This window comes from Syntrophus aciditrophicus SB (assembly GCF_000013405.1).
In the GTDB taxonomy this organism is placed as follows: Bacteria; Desulfobacterota; Syntrophia; order Syntrophales; family Syntrophaceae; genus Syntrophus; species Syntrophus aciditrophicus.
In genome coordinates this window covers 2,922,726-2,949,210 of sequence record NC_007759.1, presented here as the reverse complement: position 1 = coordinate 2,949,210, position 26,485 = coordinate 2,922,726, and the positions used below count along the sequence as shown (strand labels likewise).

The following is a 26,485-nucleotide window of genomic DNA, read 5'->3' as shown; positions in this document are numbered from 1 at the left end:
AGCCTGTCGGAATTTGCAGCATGATGTGGTAAAATAGTTTTGTAATTCAAGGCAGGGGGTGATTTAATGAAAACACTGACGGTTCGCTGGAAAAGGCTTGTCAACGAGCAGGGGCGGACCTGCGAGCGTTGCGGTTTGACCGGTGAAACGATTCAGAGCGCCGTCAACAAGCTCAAAAAAGCCCTGGTGGAACTTGGCATTGAAGTCACGGTGAAAACAGAAGCTCTCGACTTTCCCATGTTCAGCCGGGAGCCTCTTGAATCCAATCGCATCTGGATTGGAGAAAAACCTTTGGAAGAATGGATTGGGGCAACGGTCGGTCAAAGTCCATGCTGCGGTGCCTGTGCGGATTCCGAGTGCAGAACCCTTTCCATCGGGAATAATACGTACGAGGAAATACCGGAAAACCTGGTTATTCAGGCGGGCCTTCGGGCTGCGGCTGAACTTTTTTCAGGTTGACAGCCGGGAGAAAGCAGTAAAAAATAAAACAAATTGAATTTTAGGAGGTTGAGCCATGTCGCCACAAATAAATTTAGGCTCCTGTTTCTGATGACCGGGAGAACCTCAAGAATACCGTGCCGTATTCTTTCCTGATGGTTCCAAGGTCAGTGTAACAGGCTTGAACAACATTTTCGAACATGCCTACAAGGAAGGTAAAATCCCTGATTCGGAAACGGGAAAATATCTGATAAGCCAATTAGGAGAAGTCAATTACATTCCTCCGAACAGTGTCAGAGATTACGAATATGCCGTTCTGAAAATGTATCAAGAGTATTACGAATTAATGGAGAAGCGTAAAAAAGAAAGAGAGTCCTCGGAGGAAAAGTAATAGCTTAGGGAATATCGATAGTTTATGCTTCCTGTCGACAGGGGCATGGCTCCAGGGACGGAAAAGATGATGATCGGCCGGTTTCGTTTGCGGATATGCAAATCGTTTCGGCCGATTTTTTTTAGGAAAGCATAAGCAGAATTGATACATCGAATTGCAGGCAAATTGAGTCGATCTTGACATTGTATCCGATTCAGGTCTATTTATATACGCATAGGCGGATATACAAATAAAAAGGATGAAATTATGGAACAATTTACCCGCATGTATAAAGCCCTTTCCGAAGAGATGAGACTGAGAATCGTGATGCTTCTTACTCATGGTGAGCTCTGTGTGTGTGAATTGATGTCAATCTTTGATGAAAGTCAGTCGAAAGTATCAAGGCATCTGGCTTATCTTAAGAATTCCGGCATGGTCCAAAGCAGACGCGTGGGAACGTGGATGCATTATTCTCTTCGAGAGCCGCTGGGCAGTGCGATGAATGCGCAGCTTATTTTTATGAAGCAACAGTTCACCGAATTTCCCGTATTCCGGGAGGATGTAAAAAAGCTCGATGATATAAAGAAACTGAATATCTGCGGGTAGTTCTTTCGGAGGCCGATTTGATATCGGACAACATGCGTCTGAAATCAAGGATGCCGTTAAATTATTTCATGACCAGAACATAGGGCTATCTATCCTGGTTGAACCTGATGCAGAGACCGTTGCCATCGTGAAAGACTGTGGGGGCTGATTTAATGGAACTCCAAACCGGAACATATTGCAATGCAACCGAAAAAGATGAAATTGATCGTGAAATTCAAAGGATATACGATGCAGCGTTTCGTGCCATGAAAACTGGCATAAAGCTCAGTGCCCGCCACGGTCTGAACTACAAGAATGTTATCCCTGTTTTATTTGCCAGGTGTCTGGAAGAAGTGCACATAGGACGTTCGATCTTTTCAAGAGCAGTTGATGTGGGCTTGCCGCAGGCCGTGGATGAAATGCTGGAGGCATTTGTGTTAACCGGTTGGTCCGAAGGTTCTGCAGCATTAAAGGGAATTAGCTGGTTTGAAAACTGGCTGTGGCAGTTCCAACAATCCATGCCAGTCCTTCTTCCGCAGCGTAATTGAGGATGCACATGGGTTTTGATGATTTGATGGTAAGAATGGGAAACGAGAAGTATCCGATATCTCACTTTTGGCAATGCGTCCCGTGAAGAAAAAGAATCATTCTGAAATTCTGAAAGAAGGGGGAAAGGTTTGGAATCAATGGCGGTTCCAGAATCCAGAGCAGGTACCTGACCTCAGGCGGGCCGACCTCGGCGGAATGGACCTTTGCAATGCCGACCTTGGGAAAGCCGACCTGAGTGAAGCGAACCTCCAGGAGACGGACCTCAGTGGGGCAAACCTTCACAAGGCGGATCTGAACGGGGCTAATCTCAAAGGTGTGAATTTAGTCGGAGCGGACCTCTCGGAAGCATGTCTCAACGGAGCGGATCTCAGTGAGGCGGATCTCGGCAAAGCGGATCTGCGAAGGACATGCCTCAGTAAAGTGAACCTTCGGGGTACGAAACTCATAGAGGCCAATCTCAGCAACACGGACCTCGACGAGGTTGAGCTCCGCGGACAGAATCTGAGGCGGACAAAACTCATTGGTGCGAATCTCAGCGAGGCCAACCTCAGCAATACGGATCTCAGAGAGGCTGATCTTCATGGTGCGGATCTCAGCGACGCGAATCTTACCGGGGCGGATCTCCAAAAGTCAAACCTCAGCAAGGCAAATCTCAACTGGACACGCCTCAGGGAGGCAAATCTTAGCGGAGCCGACCTCTCCGAGGCATACCTTAAAAGGGCGGATCTCAGAAAAGCGAATCTCAGCAGGGCGAATCTGGTCGACGCAAATCTCAACAGAGCAAATCTCAGGGGAACTGATCTCCGCGGTGCGGATCTCGGGAATGCAAATTTAGCTGGTGCGGATCTCAGAGAGGCGAATCTCGGCAAAACCTGTCTCCGCGGGGCGCGGCTCCAGGGCGCTAAGCTGAACGAGACAGACCTCAGTGACGCGGATTTCACCGGGGTGGATCTCAGTGAAGCGGATCTCCGGGGGAGCAAGTCCTGAGGAGGGAAATTTTTTCATTATTCACACTCCATGTATCACCATGAAGCGGCATGGCGATCGTCTCTTCTCCCACCCGCCGGGTTGTTCAACAGAACGTCCGGGCTTGAGTTGGTAAACGCTGATGGAGATCCAAGGCGAACGACCCTTCCTCCGGCATGCTCAATTTGGAAGCGAACAGATTCTGGAAAAACTTTGATCGGTAAATTTTTGCTTTTATTCAAAAAAGAATTTCCTCATAATAAATTGAAAATTGGTCTGAATGTCAGGGAAGAATGATGAAGGATTCGGAAAAACCTGGAAAATCCGACATGTCGGAACAACGGAAGCCTGTGATGATTTTTCCCATGATCCAGCCCGGCTTTACCGCAGGAAGAATGGGAAGAGAGGTTCCTTTGAACCTTCCAGCGATCACGCAATCCTTTGTCGTCGATACCCTGTCCACGGCTGTCGGTATGGTTCCTGTTGTGGATTCCCGGCTGACACGCCAGGATCATGTCGGATCCCTGAAGGCCCGTTTCGGCATCGGCCGGATGAATTATCGTGTCGATCCCGGCCTGTATGCCTTGGGCAGACCCGATGAATCCGCCCCTGTTCTGGTGTCCGCCAACTATAAACTGAGCTTTGACTGCCTTCGGGAGGCCCTTCCCGGCAGAACCGCCTGGATTCTTGTCCTGGATACGAACGGGATCAATGTCTGGTGTGCCGCCGGCAAAGGCGCCTTCGGAACGGAGGAAGTGGTCCGGCGCCTGCGTTCCAGCGGGCTGGAAAAGCTGGTGAAACATCGCCGGCTGATCCTGCCTCAGCTTGGAGCTTCCGGAGTCGCCGCCCATGAGGTCAGGAAACAAACCGGTTTTGCTGTATCCTACGGGCCGGTGGAGGCACGGGACCTCCCCGCTTATCTGGATGCCGGGATGAAGGCCACGGAGGCCATGCGCCGGAAAAACTTCCCCTTTCGGGACCGGCTTGTACTTATTCCCATGGAATGCCTTCCCGCCTTGAAGCCCCTGTTTCTGTTGACGCTTTTCTTTCTCATTGCTGGAGGCATAGTCCAGGGACCCCGTTGGACGGTGGAGCCGACCTTGAATTCAGGAATTTTTATGACCTTTGCCCTGCTGGGGGCGTTTTTTGCCGGGACGATATTTACGCCGGCCTTTCTGCCCTGGCTGCCCGGCCGGGCGTTTTCCGCCAAGGGACTTTGCCCTGCCTGGATCGTGGTCCTGATCCTGCTGGAATCCCGTCTCACTTTTCCCTTATCACTGCCACGCGTGCTGGAGTCGTTCTCCGTTCTCTTCCTGGTCCCTGCCGCGGCTTCTTACTGGGCCATGAAATTCACCGGTTCCACGCCGATCACTTCCCTTTCGGGGGTCCGGAAAGAAATGCGCCGGGCGTTACCGCTGCAGATTGCCGGCGCGCTGATCGGCCTGGGGTGCTGGGCTGCCGCGAAACTGCTGAGAGTATTATAAAAATCGAAATTCCTCACGGGAGAGAGAAGAGGTTCATTATGGAAACGTTAATGTATCTGGATAATGTCGTCACCTTGCGACTCGATGAAGAAAAGTGTATCGGTTGCGGCATGTGTCTGGAAGTTTGCCCTCGCACTGTTCTGAGCCTGGAGAAGGGGAGGGCCAGGATTTCAAACCGCGATGCCTGCATCGAATGCGGCGCCTGCAGCCGGAATTGTCCCGTGGACGCCTTTGCCGTCGGGACAGGGCCGGGCTGCGCCACAGCGGTGATCAATTCCATGCTGGGACGCAGGGGGGAATGCTGCTGCTCCCTGGATGACGGCGATGAAAAGGGCGGCGGCTCTTCATCCTGCTGCTGTTGAGGCAACCGCCTCAAAAGTATAAAGAGTTCTGAAACCGCGCGGGCTGCCGGATCACCAGATCACAGGAGGCCATCCTGGGAGGGCAATTCATGCAGACGCTGATCAAACTGGCACTCACTGCCGGCGTTATTCTTTTCGCAACCGCTCTCGCCCGAAGGTTTCCTTCTCTGGCCGGGCTCATCGGCGTCATGCCGCTGACCGGCGCCCTCATTCTGGTCTGGGTCTATCTTGAAAACAAGGGCGATCCACGGATCATGCAGAGCTTTGCCAGCGGCGCCTTCTGGGGGATTTTCCCGACCCTCCTGTTCTTCTTTGTTGCTTTCCTGTGTCTAAAAAAAGAGTGTTCTTTGCCCTGGGTCCTGATCGCGAGCTTTTCTGCCTGGTCCTGTGCCGCCTGCGTTCACCAGTGGCTGGTGAAATGAGGAAAAAGATGAGGCGGATTCCATAAAGTTCTTCCTGGGAAATGAGTCTGAAATAAATTTCATGGAGAAAGGAGGAAATAACGATGAAATGGAAAACAGCGGATGGTGGATGGAACCCTTACCTTGCCGGCGCCCTTTTAGGAATCCTGGCCATCGTCTCCGTATGCGCAACAACCCAGTTGCTGGGCAAATCGACCTACCTGGGCGCATCGACGACTTTCGTCCGCGCTGCCGGCCTTCTGGAGCGAACTGTTGCCGGAGAGCATGTGTCGTTAAACGAGTACTTCACAAAGGAAAAGGTCCGCGTCGATTGGCAGTTCATGCTGGTTTGCGGCATTTTCCTGGGGGCGTTGATTTCTTCTCTCTCGGATAAGAGCTTCAAACTGGAGAGCGTTCCGCCCACTTGGGAAAAGCGATTCGGACCATCGATCGGGAAGCGGGCCGTCGGGGCGTTCCTGGGAGGCATTGTCGCCATGGTCGGCGCCCGGATGGCGGACGGCTGTCCCAGCGGCCATGGTCTCAGCGGGATGATGCAGCTGTCGGTCAGTTCATTCGTGGCGCTGGCGATGTTCTTCTGCGTTGGCGTTATCGTTGCCGCGATCGTGTATGGAAGGAGGGCGTCATGAGTACGGAACAATTGCTGGGACTGATTACCGGGGCGGTGTTCGGTTTCCTTCTGCAGAAAGGCCGCGTTCTGCGTTTCGACAAACAGCTCGGCGCCCTTTTGCTGAAGGACATGACGATCTTCAAATTCATGCTTTCCTCGATTCTTGTCGGCATGGTGGGGATCACGCTGCTGTCGAATGCGGGGATCATCACCTTGAGCCACAAACCTATGAATGTCGGCGCTGTGGTGCTGGGTGGCGCCCTGTTCGGTGCCGGATGGGCGATCATGGGATTCTGCCCCGGAACGTCCGTCGGCGCGCTGGGGGAAGGGCGCTGGCATGCCCTTTTCGCCGTCCTGGGAATGATAACGGGTGCCGCTCTGTATGCGGAACTCTATCCCTTTTTCAAATCCACGGTTCTGGCGTGGAAAAACTTCGGCAAGATCGGGCTGGCGGAAGTGACCGGCCTCTCCCCGTGGATACTGATTGCTATCTTCTGGGCGGGGACGATTTCCCTGTTCATCTGGTTCGAAAAGAAAGGGCTGTAATTCGGCCAGCCAAAAAGGAGGTCTTTCCGCATTAAAAACAAAGCGCCAACTACTGGGATATCGAGGAGACCGCCATGACGACACATCAGATCGACGAATTGATTGCCCGGATCAAGGAACTGGAAGAGGAAATGGAGGTCGAATTTCAGAAAAAGCGGGAAGATTTCCTTTCTGTCATCGATAAGAAGCGGCTCCGCCTCAGTGAAGAGGTGGCCGCCCAGCAGCGTCGCTTCAAGAAGGGGGTGGTTCGCTACCTGATCGAGGCGCGACTGCTCAACATCCTGACAGCGCCGTTGATCTATTCCGGTTTCCCGATATTCATGCTGCTGGACCTGTTTCTGTTCCTCTACCAGGGGATCTGCTTTCCCGTCTACGGAATCCCGAAAGCACGGCGGTCCGATTATCTCGTCTTTGACCGCGGGGACCTCCCTTATCTCAATGCCATTGAGAAGTTCAACTGCTTCTACTGTTCCTATGCCAATGGTCTGGCTGCCTATTTCCGGGAAATCGCGGCCCGCACGGAACAGTACTGGTGCCCCATCAAGCACGCCCGCCGCATTCTTGCCGCCCATGACCGCTATCCAAAATTTTTTGAGTACGGCGATGGCGAAAGCTATCGAAAGGGACTGGAGCGTCTCCGGAAGGAATATGAGAAATAGGGGGTTGCACCGAAAATCTATTCTTGCTGCCGGTCCGAAAAAAGGGTCCCGTATGCCGCTGCGAAGCCATCCTTTCCCGTGGCCAGCAGAAGGGTCAGGGGCATGACCTTCCGGGCCAGTGTCAGCATGTTGCCGGTGAGCCGGCGGATATCCCACTGGGCGTGAGCGTCGAGACGCAGGCGGGCCATGTGGTAGAGCTCCCGGGCGTTGACCTTGAGGATAGCCCGGCGGCGGTGAGCGTTGGTAAGAATGTAGGGAGCGGCCTGAGGAACGGTTTGCGCGATTTGCCGGTAGATGGCTTCCGTCCGGTCGATGACTTCGCGGAAGGCAGATTCCATGCCGACTTCGATAATGGCGGGGGGGATTGTGACACTGAGATCGGGGTTGTAATCCTGGACGGTGAGGGTGGCCATCCGGTGCCGTTTGAGCTGGGCGAAGCAGCTCGCGGAGAGGGTCAGCTCAAAGGTGAGGTCAGCGTATTCAAATTCCCGTTGAACTGCGTCATGTTCCGAAAGAAACCGGAAGGCCTCCTTGAGAAGAGCGATCTTCTCGACGGTATCCATCCGGTGCAGAAGATTCCGACAGCGGTCAAGAGGCGCCCTGGAAGAGGTATGGAGCAGTGCCGCCAGGATGCGGTCATCGGCATCGGGCGAGGCGTCGATCAGACGGACGTCACCTCGTTGCCAGTCTTTCCGGTTTTCACTGTTCCTTTCCTCCTCTTCCGGCCCGGCGGCATGGCGGGCGATCAGCTCGTCTGTCATCCGGCGCAGCGCCGTCGGGGTGTCCCGATCGAAGGGGGTGGGTTCGGTATAGCGGATCAGTGACGGCGCAATCTCAAACGTCTTTTCATAAAGATGTTGACTGAAAGCCCGGCACTCCTCCAGGGGATGAGCGGCGAACCGCCTCAGCAGGAGTTCCAGACCGCGAGCGTTGAGGGTCATCCCCAACTGGGCCTCCGTCGCCAGGGAAACGATGTAGCGGGCATCCTCCTTGGCCCAGCCTTCCAGGGTGGACCGCTTTTCCGGGACAGCGGCCATTTCCGGATTTTTTTCCAGAACGTGAGGCAGGAGCCGGGCATATAAGGTATGATAAAGGGAATTCTGCTCCCGGACGGTCTCTCGAAAGATTTCTTCCAGCCCCGTATCCCGGATCTCTTCCGGAATCACGAAATCATCGGTCAGCAGGATGTATCGTTGGGATTTCTCCGTGTAGGAGCAGAGGCGGAACCGCTGGATTTCCTCCACGAGCAGTCGGGAAATTCCCAGAATATCGATATTGAAAACGGCATGTTCGGCGACGGAGCTGTGCCCCAGACCGAAAACGATAGTCCGGTTGGACTGCCGCGCCTTTTCTACTTCCTCCCGGGCAACGGCCCGCAGCTCATGGACAGGCCGGGGATCGCGGCTGATGCGGGCATAGGCGGCAGAGATCGTTTCCGGGGTCAGGTTGCGCAATTCAGGCCGGGCTGCCTGCAACTCCCGGATCGTTTCATAATCCAGATTATAGCCGGCAAGAAGGATTTTCATCATGAGGGGGCTCCTTGTTTGGGAAAAAACAACCCGAACAATATCCATTGAGAGAGTTTTTATCAAGTGCATATTGCCAACGTCCATCTCTCGCAGTTTCAGGATAAAGGCGGAGCTTGTCTCTAATTCCCGTAATACTGAAGAAACTTGCCGATACCGACCAAGCAGCCGACCATGGAAAATTTTTCCTGCATATCCCGTCCTCAGGAAGCCAATCCTTACTTTATGAGTCCCCTCGTTCCCCTTTATCCTGTGCTTCCTTCGACAGAGAAAAATTTCTTGACAATAGAACGATTGTTCTATAAGGAGAAGCCATGAAAGAAAAACGAACGATCCCGAGTGTAAAGAAACAGATTGCGGGCTTCTTCCGCGAGAGAAAGCGGATGCCGACTTATGAGGAAATGGTGGCGCTTCTTGGGGTGAGGTCCAAGAGCGTCGTGCATTTCTGGATAAACAAACTCGTTGAGGCGAAAATCCTGGAGAAGGATCGGGGCGGACATCTGGCCTGGAAGGAGCGGCCTTTCTCCATCCCCATGGTCGGGGAGGTCGCCGCGGGTTTTCCGTCTCCGGAGGAAGAGGAGCTTCGGGATATTCTTTCCCTTGACGAATACCTGGTGGCCAGACCGGATGCGTCCTTTCTCCTTCAGGTGTCCGGTGATTCCATGACCGGGGCGGGGATTCTGCCGGGGGATCTGGTGATTGTGGAAAAGGGTCGGGAACCGAAAAACGGCGATGTGGTGATTGCCGAAGTGGATGGAGAGTGGACCATGAAAACCTTCCGGAAAGAAAAAGGGGAAGTTTATCTGGAAGCGGCCAATCCGAAATATCCGATCATTCGGCCTCGGCAGGAATTGAAACTGGCGGGGGTGGTCACGGGCGTTGTCCGGAAATATCACCTCTAGGCGGCGGGAAGGTTCTATAAACAAGGAAACAAGGCGGGAGCCTATTTTTCAGGAAGAGAGGATTTGAAGATGCAAACGATGACAGCTCGAAACGTCGAGTATTTAAATGCAAAAGAAGCCACAGCCGGTGACGCTTTTGACTTTGAAAGACCGATCCGAGGCTTTCAGCGCTACATTGAGAGCTCCGATTGGGATGCGCGGCTCAGCCGCTGTGTTGCCCGTTTGGACAGGGTCTTTTTATCCGTGGTGATCCTGCTGACCGTCGTGTTCTTTCTTTCCCTGGCGCGGTCATTTTGATGTTGTTCCGGCCATGGCCGTCTTCAGAAACGCCCTTCTCTCAATTCCGCTCTCTTTCTTTTCCACCTTTCTCTCCTTCTTCATGAAATGGGTCTCTCTTTGTACGATTTTCTTAAAATGAGCAGCAGGCTTCCCGGCAGGCTGGCCAGCATAACAATGAACAGAAATCCCAGCGATTGCGCCGTCGCCTGAGTCACCGAGATCCCAACCGCTCCGTACAATAGGATGGACGTCCCCTGATGCACCCCGATGCCATTGATGGAGATCGGCAGCATGGCCGCTGCGCTGACAATTGGGACGAAGATCATCAGGAGAAGCAGATCCACGTCAATCCCCAGAGCTTTAAAGACGGCCAAATGCACCGCCACAACCACTGCCTGGAAGACCACAGACAGCAGCAGAACGCTGACCAGTGTTTGTCTGTCGCGGACGGGCGCCTGCAGCGCCGATCTTGCCTCTTCCACCTTCCATCTTATTTTGTCCGTATCGATAAAGGAAATTCGGCGGGTTAGATAACCGACCCAGCGGATGTCCAAGGACGCCCAGACAAGCAATCCGCATCCAAAACAAAAAAATACGACCATCCAGGCAAACCTGCCGGTCAGGCCATATCCGAACAGCAATCCGGCAATGGCAGAGACAGCAAGAGTTGCCATCGCCAGAACCCGTTCGGCGATGACGGAGGCTATTGCTTTCGGCGTCTCGCCGGAAATACGGGCTACGTCATAGGCTCGAAACACATCGCCGCCCATACTGGTCGGCAGGAAATTATTCAGAAACAGGCCGATCAGGTAAGATGAAGTGAGTCTTGAAACCGTGATCCTGACCCTCTGTGATTTCAAAATCAGTTGCCATTTGTATGCACTGATCACAACAGCGCAAAATGTAGTCAGTAACGCCACGGCCCACCAGGCAGGATCGGAAAAACGGAACAGTTCAGCCGCCTTCGACCAGTCCAGCTTGAAAAAAATGACCGTCAATAAAGTTAGACTTATGAGAACCTTCAGGATGATGGTGGAGAATCTTCTCTTCACTGCTTGTCTTCCATCAGGCGTCGTTCGAAGCGCTTCTTCAATGCCGCGCTGATAATGACCAGCGAAGTCACCACCGCAAAGACAAAGAAAAGAACCTTGACCGTACCGGTCGCGCTTTGGCCAAGGTAGGAGTAAATAATGGTTGCCGGCAACTGGCCGATCCCCGTGGCCAAAAAGAATCCCCGGAAGGACATGCTTGTCAGTCCGGCCCCGTAACTTATCGGATCAAAAGGCACGAAGGGAAGGAGGCGCGCGACGACAATCGCATGCTTGCCATACTTCTCAAAGAACTTGTCAGCCAGCTCAAGACTGTGCGCACCTGCCAGCTTCTCCACCAACGGCCGCCCAAAAACCCGGGAGAGATAGAAGCACAACACAGCGCCTGCCATCGCGCTGCTCCATGACAGGAGCGAGCCCCACCACGCACCGAATACAAGTCCGTTGGTGAAGGTAATCACAAAGGCCGGCAGGGGAGCGATTACTGACTGGAAGATCATCAGAAGGGCCGAGGTAACAGGCGCCCAGGGGCCGAAGGATAAAAAGTAAGCCTTAAGGGCTGGGACATCCGCTTTGGAAAGAATCTCGAAGGCGTTATTGATGAAGGAATTGATGGCCGGTACAAGAAAATAAAGCAGGACCAAACCCGCTAGAACCGCAACACTCCTTACCAGTAATTTTTTCTGATGTCTGTCCATCGGCTGTAAACCTTTTTGAGTTCAATTCCGTTGGCAATTATTGCTTAACTGAGAAGACTGGGGAATCAAAGTCCAATTAGACGGTCACACGCCCTCGATTACGGATTACGTGTGCATCCATTGCCTTCCTGAAGCGCCACTTCAGGATCAGCCGGTTCAGATACGTTACGGGGGGCTTGGAGACCTTGGCCCGCCCGGCCAGGGTTGCTTCGGGATCACAGACAAAATCGACGATATGGCTGGTCGGGGTCAACCCGTTCAGAGAATTGGCGCAACCGGCGCAATAGGTCAGGATTCTTCTTCCTTTTGCTTCTTCCCTGATTTCTTTCCCCCAATGGCCGGCTAATTCCGGCGAAAGGCATCTGACGCCTCCCCCTTCGCCGCAGCAGCTCGTTCTTCGGCCGGAGTGACGCAATTCTTCGATCTGCGCGCCCTGCCGAGTCACCAGACGCCGGACCGCCGCCTGAGCCTGCTCTTTGAATCGAAGTCCGCAGGGATCGTGGACGGCAATGATTTGATTTCCGGGAAGAGTTTCCGAACCCGCATGTTCCGCCAGGACTTCATAGGCGGTGATCACGGAAAGTCCCCTCCCATACTCATCAAACATGCGGTAACAATTGGGACAGGCTGCGATAATTTTTTTCACGCCCCGGCTGACCAGGCAAGTTCTCATCTTCTCGAACACGGCCTGAAAATGCACCTGCCTCCCGAGGTCATGGGAAATCTTGTTGCAGCATTCCATAACGACGCCTAATCCAGGGATTGCCCGTTGCATTTTCCGGTAAAGCTGGAAGGTCTGCTCTGGTCTCGTTCCCGGCAGGGCACAACCGGTGAAAAAAACCGTATCGCAGCCGGTGGGCAGGGCATAACAAGCAAAGAGTTTCGAGTTCCCCGTTTTTTCGTAGGCCAGAAGACCTCTGTGCTCCGGGAAGGGCCGGGGATCTCGCCGCATTCTCTCCCGGCGCATCTCCAGAAACATCTCCGCCGGATTGAGCTTCGCGGGACACACGGCTGCACACAGACGGCAGAGACTGCACTCGAAGACCATGGACAAAGAAAGATCATCCACCGGATCGTAGGCGTCGGCAATCTCTCCTGGTGTGCCGTACTTTCTCAAGAAGGCGCATTCCTTCCGGCAGGCCCCGCATCGAGCGCAGCCTTCGGAAATTTCCCTTATTTTCTCCGATAGCGCAGCCCCGACTTCTCGTGCGGCGAAAGGATCTGCTCCCGTTTTTCCCGAATTCATCCCATCCTCTTAAGGCCAACTCTCAACCCAAATCTCGATGAAATCCGTAAACCGTCATCTCAGTTTTACCTGCCATCCTTATGGCATGTTCGAAGGTAAATGTACTGCCGTCGGAGAACTTGCCCTGGGGGCCGGTCATTACATTGGCGCCAGGAATCGCATAGGATCCGTTGTCTTCGACCACGGTCTTTTCCTTCTTTTTGTGAGTTAGCCTGCCAATATATTTTTTCCCTCGAATAAGTCCAATTGATAAAAAGAATAAAACAGCTGGGATTATTCTTTACAGGCAGAATCGGGGATCATCAGTCACCCATCACAGGTTGAATTCGAGAAGTTGATACAACCCGGATATCTATAACTATTATTAATTTGACATATAACCACTTGGTATATAAGGAATCGGAAAAATCAGACCGGAGACAGACATTAAGGAGGCGTAGAAATTCATGATGAAAAATTCGAAATGGGCTCTTCTCATTTTATTCTTTGCAGCCTTGTTCCTGGTTCACACCGCTTGGGCGGCGGAGATTCCCAATCTGAAAGTGGGCTATATCTTCACGACCCATCATACCCCCTTTATGGTCGCATTGCAGAAGGGAGAGGCCTTCAAATCCATGGGCGTTTACCTGCGACCGGTTGTTGCCAAGGACAAGTATGAACTGGTGAGCAACGGAAAGCCGATCGCCACGCTCCAGTTGATCGTGGCAAAAAGCGGTGCGGAAACAGCGTCGCTCTTCGCACGGAATCAGCTCGATCTCGCCATGGCCTCGGTGACCGCCATCATGGCCGGGGTCGATAAGGGTACGCCGATGAAGATTCTCTCTCCCCTCCAGACGGAAGGCATGGGCCTTGTGGTTCCCAAGGACTCCCAGCTCAAGGATTGGAATGCTTTCCTGGCCCATGCGAAAAAGGCGAAGAAGCCCGTCAAAGTGGGCTATCACTCACCCACGAGTGCACCGAAGATCGTCCTGGAGGGCGCCCTGAAGTCCTCCGGGATCAGGGTCACGGAAGATCCGACCAACATGTCGGCACAGGTTCTCCTCGTCGATCTGAAGGAAACGACGAACATGATCCCCGCCCTGGCAAGCAAACAGGTTGAGGCCATCGTCGGTCCCTCGCCCTTTCCCGAAGTGGCCGTCAGCCGGGGGGTGGGCAAGATCATTGTCGATCTTCGGGATCTTCCGCCAAAGGGCTACTGGCACGACTTCCCCTGCTGCGTCACGGTGGCGAGCGAGCAGACCATTGCCAAACATCCCGACGTTGTGCAGAAATTTGTGGAGCTTATCGCCAAAACAAACGCCTGGTGCAACAAGCACAGGATCGAAGCGGGGACCCTGACCGCCGAGTGGATTGGTCTGCCGGCCGATACCGCAAAGGCCTCGAAGCTCGTTTTCCTGCCGAAGTTCACCAAAAGCTGGATGCACGGCGCCGACAAGTACATGACCATACTGAATTCGATGGGCAACTTCACGAGCCGTCTGAAAGGAAAAACGATCAATGAAGTCAAACCGGTCCTTTTCGATCTGCGCTTTATCGACAAAGTGAAATTGTAGCATGGGGTTTCAAAGCATCCTCGTCCGGATCGGTGCTTATCTGCTGATTCCTGTTCTTTTTCTCGTCCTCTGGGGCGCAATCGACCGGCAATTGGACAATGAGGTGATCCTGCCCGGCGTCGGACAGGTTGCCGCCCTCTTCCTCCAGCCGACGGAGAGCCTGATCGCCATGGGGTCTCTCGTCACCAACGTGGTCATCAGTCTCGTCCGGGTCCTGGCGGGCTATCTGCTTGCCGTCTGCCTCGCCATCCCCCTGGGAATCCTGATGGGTTATTACGGAACGGTCTACAGGCTCCTAAACGGCTTCCTCGCCCTGTTCCGGCCCATTCCCCCCCTTGCCTGGGTGCCGCTGGTGCTGGCGTGGTTCGGGGTGGCCAGTCTCGCCTCGATGTTCGGGGTGGAAGAGGGTAAGGCATACCTGTATCTCAACAACCTCAAGTTGTCGATGATCTTTATCATCTTCATCGGGGCCTTCTACCCGGTTTTGACCAGCGCCATCCACGGAGTGATGGGCGTGCGGAGCACCCTGCTGGATTCGGCCCGTGTTCTGGGGGCCGGCGAGTGGGATATCTTCCGGAAGATCCTGCTGCCTGCCGCCGCACCCTCCATCGTCAACGGCATGCGGATCGGGCTTGGGGTCGCCTGGATGTGCCTCGTGTCCGCCGAAATGCTGCCGGGGAGCATCTCCGGCGTGGGCTACCTGATCACCCATGCCTATACGCTGGCCCGGACGGACATCGTCATTGCCGGAATGATCAGCATCGGCATCGTCGGCGCCGTTCTGGATCTCTTCTTTCGCCTGATTGAAGATCGTAAATTCGTCTGGACGAGATTGACCCGATGACACCTGGGCCCATTCTCCGCATCGAAGGACTGCGCAAAACCTTTCGGACAAACAACGGCGGGACCTTGGAAGCCCTGGCGGAGACCAGCTTCAATGTTTCCGAAAACGACTTTGTGTGCATTGTGGGTCCTTCGGGATGCGGCAAATCGACCCTGCTGCGGATGATAGCGGGCCTCGAAACGATCTCTGCCGGCCGGATCGGCTACCGGGGAGAGCCGGTCTCTCGGCCGCAGAAAGAGATCGGTATGGTTTTCCAGGAATATTCCCTGCTCCCCTGGAGAACGGTGCTGGACAATGTGGCCCTTGGTCCGGAGTTCGGCGGAGCGCCCCGGGAAGAACGTGAAGCAAAGGCAAAAGAGTACCTGCGTCTCGTGGGGATGGAGGATTTCTCCGGGGCCTTTCCCCATGAGCTTTCCGGGGGGATGAGACAGCGGGTGGCCATTGTCCGGGCCCTTGCCAACGACCCGGATGTCCTGCTCATGGACGAACCCTTCGGGGCCCTTGACGCCCATACGAGGATCCTGCTGCAGAAGGAACTGCTGCGCGTCTGGGAAAATTTCCGCAAAACCATCCTGTTTGTGACCCACGGCGTCGACGAAGCCATCTATCTGGCGGATCGCATTCTGGTCATGTCCGCCCGCCCTGGTCGCATCCTGGAAATTTTCAATGTAGGGATGGAACGCCCGCGGGACCGGGCCCATCCGACCTATGGACAACTGGCAGAGCACATCCTCTCGATCCTGGAACGGGAGGCTGCTTTTTCCGCGACTGGAAAGAACGGATAAGGGAGGGAAGAAGAATGACCTTTAATGTACCGGATGTAAAACCTTTGATCAATGACGAGTTTGCCGGAGAGGCGCCCAAACGGGCCCTCTCGTATATCGCGAACAAGCGCTCGGCGGGCATGCCCGTGGCGGGGACCTACTGCGGCTACGCCCCCATGGAGGTGATCCGTGCCGTCGGGGCCGTTCCGGCCGTTCTGTGCGCCTTTGCCAACAAGACGATCCCGGCGGCGGAGGCGGTGCTTCCCGCCAATCTCTGCCCTCTGATCAAATCGAGCTACGGCTTCATCCTTACCGATACCTGCCCCTTTTTCGCCCTTTCCGATGCGGTCGTGGCGGAAACGACCTGTGACGGCAAGAAGAAGATGTTTGAGCTGATCTTTTCCCACAGGCCCATGTTCGTCATGGACCTGCCCCAGCTCCCCGACGAGGTGGAGGCGAGGGCCAACTGGGCGACGATGATTTCCAAACTCAAGGGGTTCCTGGAGAATACCTTTGGCACGTTCGGAACATCGGAGGGCATCGAGGCGGAGATTCAGGCAACCAATATTAAGAACCGCCTGATGCGGCGCGTCTTTGGATACGCAGAAAAGAAGCCGCCGCTTCTGAGCTGGAGTGAACTCTATGAACTGTGCTTTCTTGCCCAGGTGGCAACGACGGAGGATCTTCTGCCCGTCTTCAAGGAAGTCTTCGAAAGGCTCGAAGAGCGGGAGGCAAAGGGCATTTATTACGGAGCCCCGTCCTCTCCCCGGGTGCTGGTCACGGGCTGTCCTGTGGGAGGGGATTCGACCAAGGTGTTCCGGATCATCGAAGAGGCGGGGGGCGTTGTCGTGGCCATGGACTCCTGCTCGGGCATGAAACCTTTTATTGCCGACATCGAGGAAAAAACGGGGAATCCTATTGACTCCGTGGCACGCCACTATCTCGAGATCCCCTGCTCCTGCATGACCCCCAATACGCGACGCCTGACCGAGCTGGACAAGGCCCTTGCCGCTTTTCAGCCCGACGCGGTCGTCGAAGTGGTCCTTCATGCCTGCCACTCCTACAACATCGAAGCCATCAAAATCATGAACTACTTGAAAGAGAAGCACAATCTGCCCTATCTGAAAATCGTAACGGACTATTCCGAGGGGGACGTTGAACAGATCCGGACAAGGGTTGAGGCTCTGCTGGAAAGCATTTGATTTCTGCTGCCAAGATGTAAGGGAATATTGTGAAGAGAAAAGGAAAGTCAAAGTCATGCAGACAGCAGTGGCAACATTCCCACCTCTAGTTGAGAATGCCCAGGTTGCGGACCCCGTTCGCCGCTTCCTTGAATATGTTTTGAACAAAAGGGAGCAGGGGAATCCCGTCGTCGGCGTCTATTGCGGCTATGCACCGGTTGAAATGATCAGGGCCATGGGCGCCGTTCCCGTCTCCCTCTGCGCCGCCTCGCAACGGACCGTTCCCGCGGCGGAAGCGGTCCTGCCCGCCAACCTCTGCCCAATGATCAAATCCAGCTTCGGATTCATCCAGACCAATTCCTGCTTTTTCTTTGCTTCTTCCGATGCCGTCATCGGGGAAACGACCTGCGACGGCAAGAAGAAGATGTTCGAGTTGATCGCCCATCTCAAGCCGACATTCATCATGGATCTCCCGCAACTTCCCGATGACTCGGCGGTATTGGACCGCTGGAGAGAAAGTGTCCTCAAGCTTCAGTACTTTCTGGAAAAGACCCTTCAGACTTCCCTTGCCGCAGATCGGCTGGAGGCGGAGATCCGGGAGACCAATCGCAAGAACCGCCTCATGGGCCGCTTTTTCGCCTATCTGACCTGCCGCCCGATCCCGGTCTCCTGGCGTGAGATCTACAATGTCATCACCCTTGAACATGTGGCGAACAGCGTTGAATTTCAGGACCTGATCGAAAAGATCTCCTCCAGTATTGATCAGCGGATTGCCCTGGGGCAATGTTTCGGTACTTTTTCTTCCCCGCGGGTCCTGGTCAGCGGCTGTCCCGTTGGAGGGGATGCCTGCAAGGTCCTGCAGATCATCGAGGAAGCCGGCGGGGTGATTGTGGCCCTGGAGGCATGCAGCGGAATGAAGAACTATTTCATCAGGATCGAGGAGAATAGCGGCGATCCCCTGAGGGCCGTGGCGGAAAGCACCCTGAGCATCCCCTGTTCCTGCATGACGCCGAATCGCCGCCGCCTGGACCTGCTGGACAAAATGATCACCCGGTTTCAACCGGATGCCGTCATCGACGTCGTTCTGCATGCCTGTCACGCCTACAACGTGGAGTCCTACAAGATTCGCAATCATATCCAGGATCGGCACGGTTTGCCCTGTCTGAAGATCGAAACGGACTACTCCGACGGCGACATCGAACAGATCCGGACCAGGGTGGAGGCCCTCTTTGAAAGCCTGGAAACCAGAAAATAAAGATAAGGAGATATGTCATGGCGGATTATACAAAAATGTGGTCGGAACTCGGCCTTGACCTGAAAAGTCACGACGCGCTGCTGTCCATTCTGGGCAGCGCCTATGGAGACATCTTTCTTTCCCAGAAAGACCGTCCCGAAGGAATGAAGTATTTCGACTTTGTCATGAGCGAGGTGCACGGACTGCGCATCCAGGAGCTGATGGAGGCAAAAGCCCGGGGAAGGATCGTCGTCGGCTCGTACTGCGTCTTCGTCCCGGAAGAACTGATCCTGGCCGTGGACGGGGTATCCGTGGGATTGTGCGCCGGGGCGGAGTTCAATTTCGAGGGCGCCGAAGAGGTTCTGCCGAGAAACACCTGCGCGCTCATCAAGTCCGCCTTCGGGTTCAAGTTCGGCAAGGTCTGCCCCTACCTGGAAGCCTGCGACGTGGTCGTGGGAGAGAACACCTGCGACGGCAAGAAGAAGGCTTATGAAATCCTGGGCCCGCTGGTCACGGATCTGTACGTCATCGATCTTCACCAGACAAAATCCGACATGGGACGGGCCTTACTGAAGGAGGAATACCGCAGGTTCGCCGCGAAGCTGGAAAGTGTCAGCGGAAAGAAGATCACCCCCGACTCGCTCAAGAAGGGCATTGAAGTCGTCAATGCGAAGCGGATGGCGGTAAAAAGGCTGGCGGCGATTCGCGCGGCCGATCCGGCGCCGATATCCGGTCTGGACGCCCTCCTGGTAAACCAGGTGTTTTTCTATGACGACCCGGTTCGCTTTACCCATTCGGTCAACCAGCTCTGTGATGAGCTGGAAGAACGCGTGAAACAAGGGATTGGCGTTTTTGCGCAGGGGACAACGCGGGTCATTGTTTCCGGGTGTCCCATGGCCGTTCCCAACTGGAAACTCCCCATGCTGATCGAATCGAGCAATGCGGTCATCGTCGGCGAGGAATCCTGCGTGGGTGAGCGGGGAACGCGCTGGCTGACGGAATTCAGGGGCGAAACGGAGGAGGACCTCCTCGACGCCCTCACGGAGCGGTATTTCAGCATCGACTGCGCCGTCTTTACGCCGAATCCCTCCCGGGTGGACTACGTGAAGGAAATGACGAAGAAACTGAATGCCCAAGGCGTGATCCATTACAGCCTCCAATTCTGCCAGCCTCACATGGTGGAAAGCGGTCCCGTCGAGAAGGAACTGGAAAAGTCGGGCATCCCGACGCTGCGCCTGGAGACCGACTACAGCCAGGAAGACGCGGGACAGCTCAAGACGCGGATCGAAGCCTTTGTCGAGCGGTTGGAGAACAAATGAGAATCGCCGGAATAGACATCGGATCACGGACCGTCAAGCTGGCCATCCTCGAAGAGGGAAAGCTCGTCCTCTCCCGTAAGACGCTCACGTCTTACAATCCCCTGGAAACGGCACAGGAACTGATCGGGGATACCGTATTCGACGCGCTCACCGCCACCGGATACGGCCGCCATCTCATCAAGGGGCATCTGGACTGCCCGGTGATCAGCGAGATCAAGGCCTTTGCCGTGGGCTCCCGCTTTTTTTCGCAGGATTGTTCGTCCATCCTGGACATCGGCGGACAGGACACGAAGGCCATTTCCCTGGACAGCGACGGGAATATGCGGAAGTTCGAGATGAACGACAAGTGTGCCGCGGGCACGGGCCGTTTCCTGGAGGTCATGGCGACCGCCCTGGGCTTTTCTCTGGAAGAATTCGCCCAGGCGGCCCTTTCGGCCGAAAAGGCGGTCAAAATCAACAGCACCTGTACCGTCTTTGCCGAATCCGAGGTGGTTTCCCTGACCGCCAAGGGTGTGCCGCGCAATGAGGTGGCCCTGGGCATTCACAAGGCCATCGTGAGCCGCTCGGTGGGTCTCCTGAAAAAGGTGCCCGTACCGGGGAAAATCTTTTTCGCCGGAGGCGTTGCCTTGAACGAATGCGTCCGGGTCCTTCTCGAAGAGGAGATGGCCAGCACCGTCTTTGTCCCCTCCGATCCGCAGATCGTGGGGGCGGTCGGGGCCGCGTTGAGCGCGTTATAACAACATCGGCGCCGGTTTTTTTTCTTGCCGATTTCCCCCGATTGTGAACGGATAGAAATATGATGACAAAGATAACAGACTGGCAGCGCATTGAATACGACTCTATTCCGATCTATGTTCGTCCCGATATTCCGGACTGGTTCGTACCCAATCAGGCGGCGGATGAAGCCCTGGTTGAGTTTGAGGAAAAAGGGCAAATTTCCGGGGATATTTCGAACCTGCTGAAACGGATCGAGGGCCCGGCAGGGACTAGCTATTTCTCCCGCTCCGGACACCTGAATCTGGATGGCCTCAAGGAATGCTGGCTTCATATCACCAACCGCTGCAATCTGGAATGCAGGCATTGCATGTTTCAGTCTTCCCCCCGGGAGCGGGATGAACTTGAGCCGGAGGATTGCAACCGGATCATTCGTGAGGTCTATGCGCTGGGATGCCGGCTTTTTTTCTTCACCGGCGGCGAGCCCCTTCTGGCCGAGGCCTTTTTTTCAAGCGTACAGGAAATTCTTCAACGTCCCGATACCCATATTGCGGTCTTGACCAACCTGTCCCTTCTGCCCGGATCAAAAGATTTTTTCCAAACTCTTCCCCAGGAGCGTCTCCACTTTCAGGTGAGCGTCGACGGTCTGGAATCCAATCATGACGCCTTACGGGGACCGCAGTCTTTCCGGCGGTTGAACGAAAATCTTGCGATGCTCCGGGAACTCGGTTTTCCCATCACCCTTTCCATGACTGTGAACCGTTCCAATGTCGGGGAAATGGCAGGGATCATCGATTTTGCCTCCAGTCAGTGCGTTTCCAACGTCCATTTCCTCTGGCTTTTCAGAAAAGGTAACGCAAACGAGGGTTTTTTTGTCGATCCGGACAAGATTTTCCTTCACCTGAAAGCCGCCTGGGAACGGGCGGATCGGTTGGGAGTAAAGATCGACAACATCGAAAGTATCCGGTCACAGGTCTTTTCCTGCCCCGGAACGCGGTATGATTTGAGCAATGCGGGTTGGCAATCGCTGGCCATCGGGCCGGATGGCCAGGTTTACCCGACGCCGGCGCTCGTCTATACGGAGGGTATGCGCTGCGGTCCTGTCTCTGAAGGACTGAAGGAGGTATGGGAAAACAGCCCCGTTCTAAAAGCAGTCCGCAACGCCTCCCTGGATACCAGCGAGGTCTATCGGGCTAATCCTTTCCGATATATTATCGGCGGCGGCGACATCGATCACAGCTATCTTTCTTCCGGACAAATTGCCGGGGACGATCCCTATGGGGAACTCTACACAAGTATCGCCAAAGAGCTCATCGTGCGCGAGGCCCGGCAATACGAAACGGTCGGCTATCCCGCCTTCAAACTGAAAATGGGGGAAAAGCTGGGGGAATGCCCTGTCGAAGGCAGCGCCGTGTTCTTCACCCATTCCAATTGCGTGCTCACCCTGCCGGGGCACGATATCCACACCCAGGTCAATCGCTTCTATTCCGGAGCGGCTGAAACTCTCCAGGAAGATATCCTCAACCCGATCTGCTATGAGGAAAGCCTGATTGCACACATTCCGGAAGAGAAGCGCTATCGGAGTTACGGCTGCGGATCACCGGTGCTGGAAGCCAATATACAGCCAGGAGAATCCGTCGTCGATCTGGGAAGCGGCACGGGAATCGAATGCTTTATTGCCGGCAGATTGACCGGGCCTCAGGGAAGGGTCATCGGCATCGATATGGGCGATGCCATGCTCGACGTTGCCGAAAAGACCAAAGTGCGGGTGACGGAAAGTCTTTCCTACGATAACATCATCTTCAAAAAGGCTTTCCTGGAAAGCCTGCCCCTGGACGACCGATCCGTGGATTTAGTGATCTCCAACTGCGTTTTGAACCTCTCTCCGGACAAACGCCGGGTATTTCAGGAAATATTCCGGGTTTTGAAACCTGGAGGCCGTCTGATCATCTCCGATATCACCTGCAATCAGGACATCCCCCTCGAAATCAAATACAATGAGAAACTGCGGGGGGAATGCATCGGCGGTGCGCTGCGCTACCTGGATCTTTTCGGTCTGCTCAATGACCTCGGATTTTCGCACAGCAGGATCGTCTCGGGATACCCCTACCGGACGGTGAAAGGGTACGATTTCCATTCCATCACCTATTCGGCGGTCAAGCCCGCGGAAAACCAGCGGCCGGTTCTCTATGACTTTCCCGATTTTGAATCCCTTATGAAAGAGGTTGAAACCGAACCGACCTGCGCCTGCTTTGCGGCGCCGGAACAGCCCTCTCAAAAGCCGGTTTTGAACGATGCCCCCCACAGGTCCGGCTGCCTGCTTTGCGGCGCTGAACTTCTCTATTTTGACGTGGACCGAAGCCTGTCGTGCTTTTACTGCGGACGCTCCCTGCCGGCCAACACCCAATGCGTCAACGGTCATTTTGTCTGCGATTCCTGCCACAGCGCCGATGCCGTGGGAATTATCCGGCAGGTCTGTCTGAACAGCCGGGAAGCCGATGCTGTCGTACTGATGCAGACGATCCGGTCCCACCCTCATTTCCGGATCCACGGTCCCGAGCATCATTCACTGGTTCCCGCCGTCATTTTGACGGCCTTGCGAAACTCCGGAGACGATATTTCGGATGAACAGATTCTCACGGGAATCCAACGGGGACAAACGATTGCCGGGGGGGCCTGCGCCTTCCTCGGGGCATGCGGCGCAGCGATTGGCGTCGGGATCGCCTTTTCCGTCCTGACTGCGGCGACCCCCTACGATGGAGAAAAGAGACAGACTGTTCAGCAGGTGACCCGGAAGGCGCTCGGGGAGATCGCCTCCTATGATGCGCCCCGCTGCTGCCAGAGGGATTCCTGGCTGGCCATTCAGGCGGCTTCGCGCATACTCGAAGAAAAGCTGGGGAAATTCTTGAAAGCGGATCGAGCACTCGCCTGTGAACAGTTTCCCCAAAACAAGGAGTGCATCTTGAATCGATGCCCTCTCTGGCCGCACAGGGAGGAAGACCCGAAATGAATGCGCCACAGTACTGCGTTTTTCTCTTTCCTTCCGTCAGCTACGTCCTGAAGGCGGAAAAGATCCTCAAGGACTGGGAAATTGATCATAAACTGATCCCCGTTCCCCGGCACATCAGCGCGGATTGCGGGGTCTGTCTCCGGATTGCCATGGACCAGCAGGAAACAGTGGTTGGAATGCTGCAGGGGGCGGCAGACTGGGAAAGTATGGTATTTCTGTAGATTTTCGTGAACTTCGAGGGGGGACGGATTATGGAGCCAACTGATAAAAGACAACGATCGGAACGGCCTCTTTGTTCGGAAGCCTCTCCGGTTTCCCACGGAAGGAAGAAGTGGGGCGCAGCATCCGCTGCAGCGTGCTGAGGTGGGGATAGACGGCATTGCTCGATATGCCGATCGGGCAGGATTCCAGGCAGGTGAGGCAACCCGTTTTCTTTTCCGCCGCAATGGCCCTGTTTCCGCCAAAACGGATATCGAACCCCTTCCCCGCCGAATCATAAAAGATCTCGTTAAGGCCGACCGGTGTCGGAAGGCCCGGCCATTGGGCAGACAGGATCAGGCGATCCCCGTCGACAAATTTGCCGTAACCGTCAAGGGGAAGATTGTTCCCCGCTCTGGCTCTGATCCGGACCAGGGCGTCATGCAAGGCCACTGGTCCCGCCGGAGACACGAGAATGAACTTGTCGGCTAACTTTCCCCCGGAATAACCGATTCCCCAGTGGGGAGTCGTCTCCGTAAGGTGACGCAGCTGAAGCTTCGTGTAAAGTTTAACAATTCGCCTTGCCGTGTCCACCATGACGGGGTTGCCGGACGTCGGCCAGTCTCCAGGCCAGTCCCTTCCTCCGGCAAGGAGGGGGGCTGCCTCCAGGAGACCCTGCGGTCCGAGAAGAACAGCCCCACTGGCGATCAGCAGAGAACGAAGAAAATCCCGCCGGGAGAAATCCTGACAGGGGATAGATGAAATCCGTTCTCTCATATCGTTTTAACTCCCTTAAAATTCGAGGACATTACCCTATTTGACTTTTTCCACAGGATAGCCCGCCTGATCCCAGGCCATGATTCCGCCGGGGTGGCGATAAACGTTCTTGTAGCCCAGCTTCACGGCCCACATGGCGCCGTTGTGGCTCCGGGTGCATTTCACAAAGCCGCAGTAGAAAACGACGAGGCGATTCTTGTCCGGCCCCAGGAGCTTTTCCAAGGCGGCCTTCTTGCCGTCATCCAGGGTGGTCATCTCCGGAATGGGAAATTCCATCTGCACCGCTCCCGGAACATGCTGTTTCTTGTAACTTGCCTCATAAGGCATGGTATCGACGATCAGCATCGGGGTCTTTTTGTCCATCCAGCTTTTCAGTTCTTCCGTGGTGACGAGCTTGTAATTTCCCCGGTCCATTTCCCGGGCCAGCGCCACGGCGCTCTTTTCCGTCTGCAGTTCCTTCGTTCCCCACGCCGCCAGGGCGTTGCCTGTAATCCCCAGCAAAAAGACCGCGAGGGTTGCCAGTATCCATACACTTCTCTTTTTGAACATCTTTCTTCTCCTTTACAATTTATTTTTTTCTGTCGGCCCAATTTCCGGGGCTTTCTCTTTTTTGAGGCGCATCCAACGGGAAAGATAGAGATAAGGGATCACGATACCCGCCATAGCCAGGTCCCGATAGAAGGCGAGCCGCAAACCTGCTTGCTTGTCCAGCTCCTCAGCTCCGAAGCAGCCGCAGTCCACGTCCAGATTCTGGAGAATGCCGTAACCCAGGACCGCCAGAAAAAGGAAAAAAAGCCCGGCAATCGTTGCGAGACTACCCCGAAGGTCAAAGACGAGGGCAAGCCCCGCAAGGAGTTCCACAATGGGCAATCCAATGGCCACAACGGGCAATAGGGCGTCCGGAACGAGATCATAGGCGGAAATGGTGCGGGCAAAGGCATGGGGATCCAGGAGTTTGACGATGCCGCCATAGATGAACAGAACTGCAAGGGCAAGGCGGACTCCCCGGTAGATCCAAAGGGAGGAAAGCAGTCTGACGATGCTATTCCACAATTTCGAACTTGCTCCTTCTTTTTCCGAGGTCTTTTTTCGCTCCCGATGATCGGAAACGTGGTAATCTATACGAGATTAGAGGAAATGCGTCAAATCACTATATTGAATAGTTAGCGGTCTAAAATAACCGTATGGCATGAATCCGCAGGGAATGACTGGAAGAGATGCCGCTAAAATCTTCACGGTATGAGTATAGAAGAGGCGAAAGGAGCTACCTTTACCGGGCGCGGGGAGGCGCAGTGCGTGAGGAGGGATAAAATTTGAGAAGTTTTTCCGGAGGAACGCCTAGCAGAAAGAACAGGACAAGACACCAGTTTCGCAGGGTACAGTAAAGGATCCCTTCCTGTTCCCAGCGGCGGGCGGAGGTGACGACAGGATCATCAAGGATGACGATGCGGCCTTTGCACCTTCGAATGCGGCGCATGAGATCCAGGTCCTCCATGATAGGGACGTTCCGGAATCCTTCGAGGGTCTGAAAAGCGGCCTTCCGAACAAAGATCCCCTGATCGCCGTAAGGAATTCCCAGGATACGGGATCGACAGGCGACAAATTTTTCGATGAGCCGGAAGGGAAGACGCGGGGAGTCGATAGCCAGCCGGAAGGCGCCTCCCACAATCCGCTGGTCTTTCATGGAAACGGCGATTTTATCGAAGGCCCCTTCAGGAAGGCGGGTGTCGGCATGAAGAAAGAGTAAAATTTCCCCCTGCGCCAGGGATGCCCCCCGGTTGAGCTGCATCCCGCGCCCCTTTTCCGACAGGACCTTCCGCACCCTGCCGTTCCGGATGTCGCGAATTTCCCGGATCGTTCCTCCAGAAAGATCCCCGTCTACCACGATAATCTCGATGACAGCACCTGCCGCCACATCAAGGACATGTCTGATCGTATCTTTTATGCAGGACGATTCACGGAAAACAGGAATAATCACTGAGTATGGCAGGATCATGGATATCGCTTTCATCATCATGATGATGTTGAGCCCTTTATAAAAGATTTGCTACGAATACGCAAGGGTGCGGGGTTTGTCCGCTTGGAAAGGGTCAGTATTATGAAACGGCAGTACGCCACATGGGCCTGGAAAACAACGGCATTATGGGACCGTTCCTGACCCTCCTTGGTAAATTGCAGAAAGGACTTGGCCGTATAAAGACAA

General features: G+C 54.7%; 30 protein-coding genes. 21 read left to right on the top strand and 9 right to left on the bottom strand.

What is annotated here, in order from left to right; translation table 11 throughout:
- Positions 1-66 precede the first annotated feature (66 nt).
- The 10 genes from SYN_RS13785 (at position 67) to SYN_RS13735 (ending at position 6,988) form a co-directional block, all read left to right on the top strand.
- Entirely contained in the window at positions 67-459 is a 393-nt protein-coding gene (locus SYN_RS13785; protein WP_011418826.1) for a DUF2703 domain-containing protein, read from the top strand.
- 616 nt (positions 460-1,075) lie between these two features.
- On the top strand, positions 1,076-1,414 hold the full coding sequence (locus tag SYN_RS13775) for an ArsR/SmtB family transcription factor (protein WP_011418824.1): 339 nt from the start codon (positions 1,076-1,078) through the stop codon (positions 1,412-1,414).
- A 137-nt stretch (positions 1,415-1,551) separates the two neighbouring features.
- A complete protein-coding gene (locus SYN_RS13770; protein ID WP_011418823.1) occupies positions 1,552-1,941 on the top strand; it encodes a pyridoxine 5'-phosphate synthase in 390 nt (129 codons plus the stop codon).
- 82 nt (positions 1,942-2,023) lie between these two features.
- The gene (locus SYN_RS13765) at positions 2,024-2,929 is read left to right on the top strand and encodes a pentapeptide repeat-containing protein (RefSeq protein ID WP_158302987.1); all 906 of its coding nucleotides are present in this window, start codon (positions 2,024-2,026) and stop codon (positions 2,927-2,929) included.
- 308 nt (positions 2,930-3,237) lie between these two features.
- Entirely contained in the window at positions 3,238-4,392 is a 1,155-nt protein-coding gene (gene hgcA / locus SYN_RS13760) for a mercury methylation corrinoid protein HgcA (RefSeq protein ID WP_202943571.1), read from the top strand.
- A gap of 38 nt (positions 4,393-4,430) precedes the next feature.
- Positions 4,431-4,754, top strand: coding sequence for a mercury methylation ferredoxin HgcB (gene hgcB / locus SYN_RS13755; protein WP_041585151.1), 324 nt, complete (start codon positions 4,431-4,433; stop codon positions 4,752-4,754).
- Positions 4,755-4,843: 89 nt separating this feature from the next.
- Positions 4,844-5,176, top strand: a complete 333-nt coding sequence (locus SYN_RS13750; protein WP_011418818.1) for a DUF3147 family protein — start codon at positions 4,844-4,846, stop codon at positions 5,174-5,176.
- A gap of 83 nt (positions 5,177-5,259) precedes the next feature.
- The gene (locus tag SYN_RS13745) at positions 5,260-5,802 is read left to right on the top strand and encodes a YeeE/YedE thiosulfate transporter family protein (RefSeq protein WP_011418817.1); all 543 of its coding nucleotides are present in this window, start codon (positions 5,260-5,262) and stop codon (positions 5,800-5,802) included.
- Entirely contained in the window at positions 5,799-6,329 is a 531-nt protein-coding gene (locus SYN_RS13740; protein ID WP_011418816.1) for a DUF6691 family protein, read from the top strand. Before SYN_RS13745 ends, SYN_RS13740 begins: the two co-directional genes overlap by 4 nt.
- A gap of 74 nt (positions 6,330-6,403) precedes the next feature.
- Entirely contained in the window at positions 6,404-6,988 is a 585-nt protein-coding gene (locus tag SYN_RS13735) for a hypothetical protein (protein WP_011418815.1), read from the top strand.
- A gap of 17 nt (positions 6,989-7,005) precedes the next feature.
- Here the strand turns inward: SYN_RS13735 and SYN_RS13730 are convergent, their stop codons facing one another.
- Positions 7,006-8,517 carry an FAD-dependent thymidylate synthase gene (locus tag SYN_RS13730; RefSeq protein WP_049750005.1) on the bottom strand — a complete coding sequence of 504 codons (1,512 nt, stop codon included), beginning with the start codon at positions 8,515-8,517 and terminating at the stop codon, positions 7,006-7,008.
- Positions 8,518-8,828: 311 nt separating this feature from the next.
- On the opposite strand from SYN_RS13730, the gene lexA reads away from it, so the two are divergent.
- Positions 8,829-9,416, top strand: a complete 588-nt coding sequence (gene lexA / locus SYN_RS13725; RefSeq protein WP_011418812.1) for a transcriptional repressor LexA — start codon at positions 8,829-8,831, stop codon at positions 9,414-9,416.
- A gap of 63 nt (positions 9,417-9,479) precedes the next feature.
- Positions 9,480-9,713, top strand: a complete 234-nt coding sequence (locus SYN_RS13720) for a hypothetical protein (protein ID WP_011418811.1) — start codon at positions 9,480-9,482, stop codon at positions 9,711-9,713.
- Positions 9,714-9,793: 80 nt separating this feature from the next.
- Here the strand turns inward: SYN_RS13720 and SYN_RS13715 are convergent, their stop codons facing one another.
- The 4 genes from SYN_RS13715 to SYN_RS16315 form a co-directional block, all read right to left on the bottom strand.
- The gene (locus SYN_RS13715; RefSeq protein ID WP_011418810.1) at positions 9,794-10,747 is read right to left on the bottom strand and encodes a lysylphosphatidylglycerol synthase transmembrane domain-containing protein; all 954 of its coding nucleotides are present in this window, start codon (positions 10,745-10,747) and stop codon (positions 9,794-9,796) included.
- Positions 10,744-11,442, bottom strand: a complete 699-nt coding sequence (locus SYN_RS13710; protein ID WP_011418809.1) for a TVP38/TMEM64 family protein — start codon at positions 11,440-11,442, stop codon at positions 10,744-10,746. Before SYN_RS13710 ends, SYN_RS13715 begins: the two co-directional genes overlap by 4 nt.
- A gap of 76 nt (positions 11,443-11,518) precedes the next feature.
- Positions 11,519-12,688 (bottom strand): (Fe-S)-binding protein, encoded by a 1,170-nt coding sequence (locus SYN_RS13705; protein ID WP_011418808.1) that lies wholly within the window; start codon positions 12,686-12,688, stop codon positions 11,519-11,521.
- Between the two features lie 22 nt (positions 12,689-12,710).
- Positions 12,711-12,872 carry a hypothetical protein gene (locus SYN_RS16315; protein WP_011418807.1) on the bottom strand — a complete coding sequence of 54 codons (162 nt, stop codon included), beginning with the start codon at positions 12,870-12,872 and terminating at the stop codon, positions 12,711-12,713.
- Between the two features lie 262 nt (positions 12,873-13,134).
- On the opposite strand from SYN_RS16315, the gene SYN_RS13700 reads away from it, so the two are divergent.
- The 9 genes from SYN_RS13700 to SYN_RS13660 are packed head-to-tail and all read left to right on the top strand — an operon-like array spanning position 13,135 to position 23,528.
- Positions 13,135-14,241, top strand: coding sequence for an ABC transporter substrate-binding protein (locus SYN_RS13700; RefSeq protein WP_011418806.1), 1,107 nt, complete (start codon positions 13,135-13,137; stop codon positions 14,239-14,241).
- Between the two features lies 1 nt (position 14,242).
- Positions 14,243-15,085 carry an ABC transporter permease gene (locus SYN_RS13695; RefSeq protein WP_011418805.1) on the top strand — a complete coding sequence of 281 codons (843 nt, stop codon included), beginning with the start codon at positions 14,243-14,245 and terminating at the stop codon, positions 15,083-15,085.
- Positions 15,082-15,870 (top strand): ABC transporter ATP-binding protein, encoded by a 789-nt coding sequence (locus SYN_RS13690; RefSeq protein WP_011418804.1) that lies wholly within the window; start codon positions 15,082-15,084, stop codon positions 15,868-15,870. Before SYN_RS13695 ends, SYN_RS13690 begins: the two co-directional genes overlap by 4 nt.
- Positions 15,871-15,884: 14 nt before the next feature.
- Entirely contained in the window at positions 15,885-17,051 is a 1,167-nt protein-coding gene (locus tag SYN_RS13685) for a double-cubane-cluster-containing anaerobic reductase (protein ID WP_011418803.1), read from the top strand.
- A 55-nt stretch (positions 17,052-17,106) separates the two neighbouring features.
- Positions 17,107-18,285, top strand: coding sequence for a double-cubane-cluster-containing anaerobic reductase (locus SYN_RS13680; protein ID WP_148202591.1), 1,179 nt, complete (start codon positions 17,107-17,109; stop codon positions 18,283-18,285).
- 17 nt (positions 18,286-18,302) lie between these two features.
- Complete coding sequence (locus SYN_RS13675) at positions 18,303-19,583, top strand: double-cubane-cluster-containing anaerobic reductase (protein ID WP_011418801.1); 1,281 nt, start codon at positions 18,303-18,305, stop codon at positions 19,581-19,583.
- A complete protein-coding gene (locus SYN_RS13670) occupies positions 19,580-20,320 on the top strand; it encodes an acyl-CoA dehydratase activase (RefSeq protein WP_011418800.1) in 741 nt (246 codons plus the stop codon). Before SYN_RS13675 ends, SYN_RS13670 begins: the two co-directional genes overlap by 4 nt.
- A gap of 59 nt (positions 20,321-20,379) precedes the next feature.
- Positions 20,380-23,307, top strand: coding sequence for a radical SAM protein (locus SYN_RS13665; RefSeq protein ID WP_011418799.1), 2,928 nt, complete (start codon positions 20,380-20,382; stop codon positions 23,305-23,307).
- A complete protein-coding gene (locus tag SYN_RS13660; protein ID WP_011418798.1) occupies positions 23,304-23,528 on the top strand; it encodes a DUF3343 domain-containing protein in 225 nt (74 codons plus the stop codon). The genes SYN_RS13665 and SYN_RS13660 overlap by 4 nt, the downstream gene beginning before the upstream one ends.
- 28 nt (positions 23,529-23,556) lie before the next feature.
- Here SYN_RS13660 and SYN_RS15520 read toward each other — a convergent pair whose 3' ends face one another.
- The 4 genes from SYN_RS15520 to SYN_RS13640 form a co-directional block, all read right to left on the bottom strand.
- On the bottom strand, positions 23,557-24,282 hold the full coding sequence (locus SYN_RS15520) for a YdjY domain-containing protein (RefSeq protein WP_011418797.1): 726 nt from the start codon (positions 24,280-24,282) through the stop codon (positions 23,557-23,559).
- Positions 24,283-24,318: 36 nt separating this feature from the next.
- The gene (locus SYN_RS13650) at positions 24,319-24,831 is read right to left on the bottom strand and encodes a rhodanese-like domain-containing protein (RefSeq protein ID WP_011418796.1); all 513 of its coding nucleotides are present in this window, start codon (positions 24,829-24,831) and stop codon (positions 24,319-24,321) included.
- 12 nt (positions 24,832-24,843) lie between these two features.
- On the bottom strand, positions 24,844-25,335 hold the full coding sequence (locus SYN_RS13645; RefSeq protein WP_011418795.1) for a MauE/DoxX family redox-associated membrane protein: 492 nt from the start codon (positions 25,333-25,335) through the stop codon (positions 24,844-24,846).
- A 217-nt stretch (positions 25,336-25,552) separates the two neighbouring features.
- Positions 25,553-26,299 carry a TIGR04283 family arsenosugar biosynthesis glycosyltransferase gene (locus SYN_RS13640; protein ID WP_011418794.1) on the bottom strand — a complete coding sequence of 249 codons (747 nt, stop codon included), beginning with the start codon at positions 26,297-26,299 and terminating at the stop codon, positions 25,553-25,555.
- Positions 26,300-26,485 lie beyond the last annotated feature (186 nt).

What these genes read in the sequence shown, in the direction of transcription:
- SYN_RS13640 (WP_011418794.1), bottom strand. Translation starts at nt 26,299, where the DNA reads ATGATGATGAAAGCGATATCCATGATCCTGCCATACTCAGTGATTATT.
- lexA (WP_011418812.1), top strand. Translation starts at nt 8,829, where the DNA reads ATGAAAGAAAAACGAACGATCCCGAGTGTAAAGAAACAGATTGCGGGC.
- SYN_RS13650 (WP_011418796.1), bottom strand. Translation starts at nt 24,831, where the DNA reads ATGTTCAAAAAGAGAAGTGTATGGATACTGGCAACCCTCGCGGTCTTT.
- SYN_RS13745 (WP_011418817.1), top strand. Translation starts at nt 5,260, where the DNA reads ATGAAATGGAAAACAGCGGATGGTGGATGGAACCCTTACCTTGCCGGC.
- SYN_RS13670 (WP_011418800.1), top strand. Translation starts at nt 19,580, where the DNA reads ATGAGAATCGCCGGAATAGACATCGGATCACGGACCGTCAAGCTGGCC.
- SYN_RS15520 (WP_011418797.1), bottom strand. Translation starts at nt 24,282, where the DNA reads ATGAGAGAACGGATTTCATCTATCCCCTGTCAGGATTTCTCCCGGCGG.
- SYN_RS13740 (WP_011418816.1), top strand. Translation starts at nt 5,799, where the DNA reads ATGAGTACGGAACAATTGCTGGGACTGATTACCGGGGCGGTGTTCGGT.
- SYN_RS13690 (WP_011418804.1), top strand. Translation starts at nt 15,082, where the DNA reads ATGACACCTGGGCCCATTCTCCGCATCGAAGGACTGCGCAAAACCTTT.
- SYN_RS13665 (WP_011418799.1), top strand. Translation starts at nt 20,380, where the DNA reads ATGATGACAAAGATAACAGACTGGCAGCGCATTGAATACGACTCTATT.
- SYN_RS13785 (WP_011418826.1), top strand. Translation starts at nt 67, where the DNA reads ATGAAAACACTGACGGTTCGCTGGAAAAGGCTTGTCAACGAGCAGGGG.
- SYN_RS13750 (WP_011418818.1), top strand. Translation starts at nt 4,844, where the DNA reads ATGCAGACGCTGATCAAACTGGCACTCACTGCCGGCGTTATTCTTTTC.
- SYN_RS13660 (WP_011418798.1), top strand. Translation starts at nt 23,304, where the DNA reads ATGAATGCGCCACAGTACTGCGTTTTTCTCTTTCCTTCCGTCAGCTAC.
- SYN_RS13700 (WP_011418806.1), top strand. Translation starts at nt 13,135, where the DNA reads ATGATGAAAAATTCGAAATGGGCTCTTCTCATTTTATTCTTTGCAGCC.
- hgcB (WP_041585151.1), top strand. Translation starts at nt 4,431, where the DNA reads ATGGAAACGTTAATGTATCTGGATAATGTCGTCACCTTGCGACTCGAT.
- SYN_RS13730 (WP_049750005.1), bottom strand. Translation starts at nt 8,517, where the DNA reads ATGATGAAAATCCTTCTTGCCGGCTATAATCTGGATTATGAAACGATC.
- SYN_RS13695 (WP_011418805.1), top strand. Translation starts at nt 14,243, where the DNA reads ATGGGGTTTCAAAGCATCCTCGTCCGGATCGGTGCTTATCTGCTGATT.
- SYN_RS13775 (WP_011418824.1), top strand. Translation starts at nt 1,076, where the DNA reads ATGGAACAATTTACCCGCATGTATAAAGCCCTTTCCGAAGAGATGAGA.
- SYN_RS13710 (WP_011418809.1), bottom strand. Translation starts at nt 11,442, where the DNA reads ATGGACAGACATCAGAAAAAATTACTGGTAAGGAGTGTTGCGGTTCTA.
- hgcA (WP_202943571.1), top strand. Translation starts at nt 3,238, where the DNA reads ATGTCGGAACAACGGAAGCCTGTGATGATTTTTCCCATGATCCAGCCC.
- SYN_RS13685 (WP_011418803.1), top strand. Translation starts at nt 15,885, where the DNA reads ATGACCTTTAATGTACCGGATGTAAAACCTTTGATCAATGACGAGTTT.
- SYN_RS13680 (WP_148202591.1), top strand. Translation starts at nt 17,107, where the DNA reads ATGCAGACAGCAGTGGCAACATTCCCACCTCTAGTTGAGAATGCCCAG.
- SYN_RS13675 (WP_011418801.1), top strand. Translation starts at nt 18,303, where the DNA reads ATGGCGGATTATACAAAAATGTGGTCGGAACTCGGCCTTGACCTGAAA.
- SYN_RS13735 (WP_011418815.1), top strand. Translation starts at nt 6,404, where the DNA reads ATGACGACACATCAGATCGACGAATTGATTGCCCGGATCAAGGAACTG.
- SYN_RS13705 (WP_011418808.1), bottom strand. Translation starts at nt 12,688, where the DNA reads ATGAATTCGGGAAAAACGGGAGCAGATCCTTTCGCCGCACGAGAAGTC.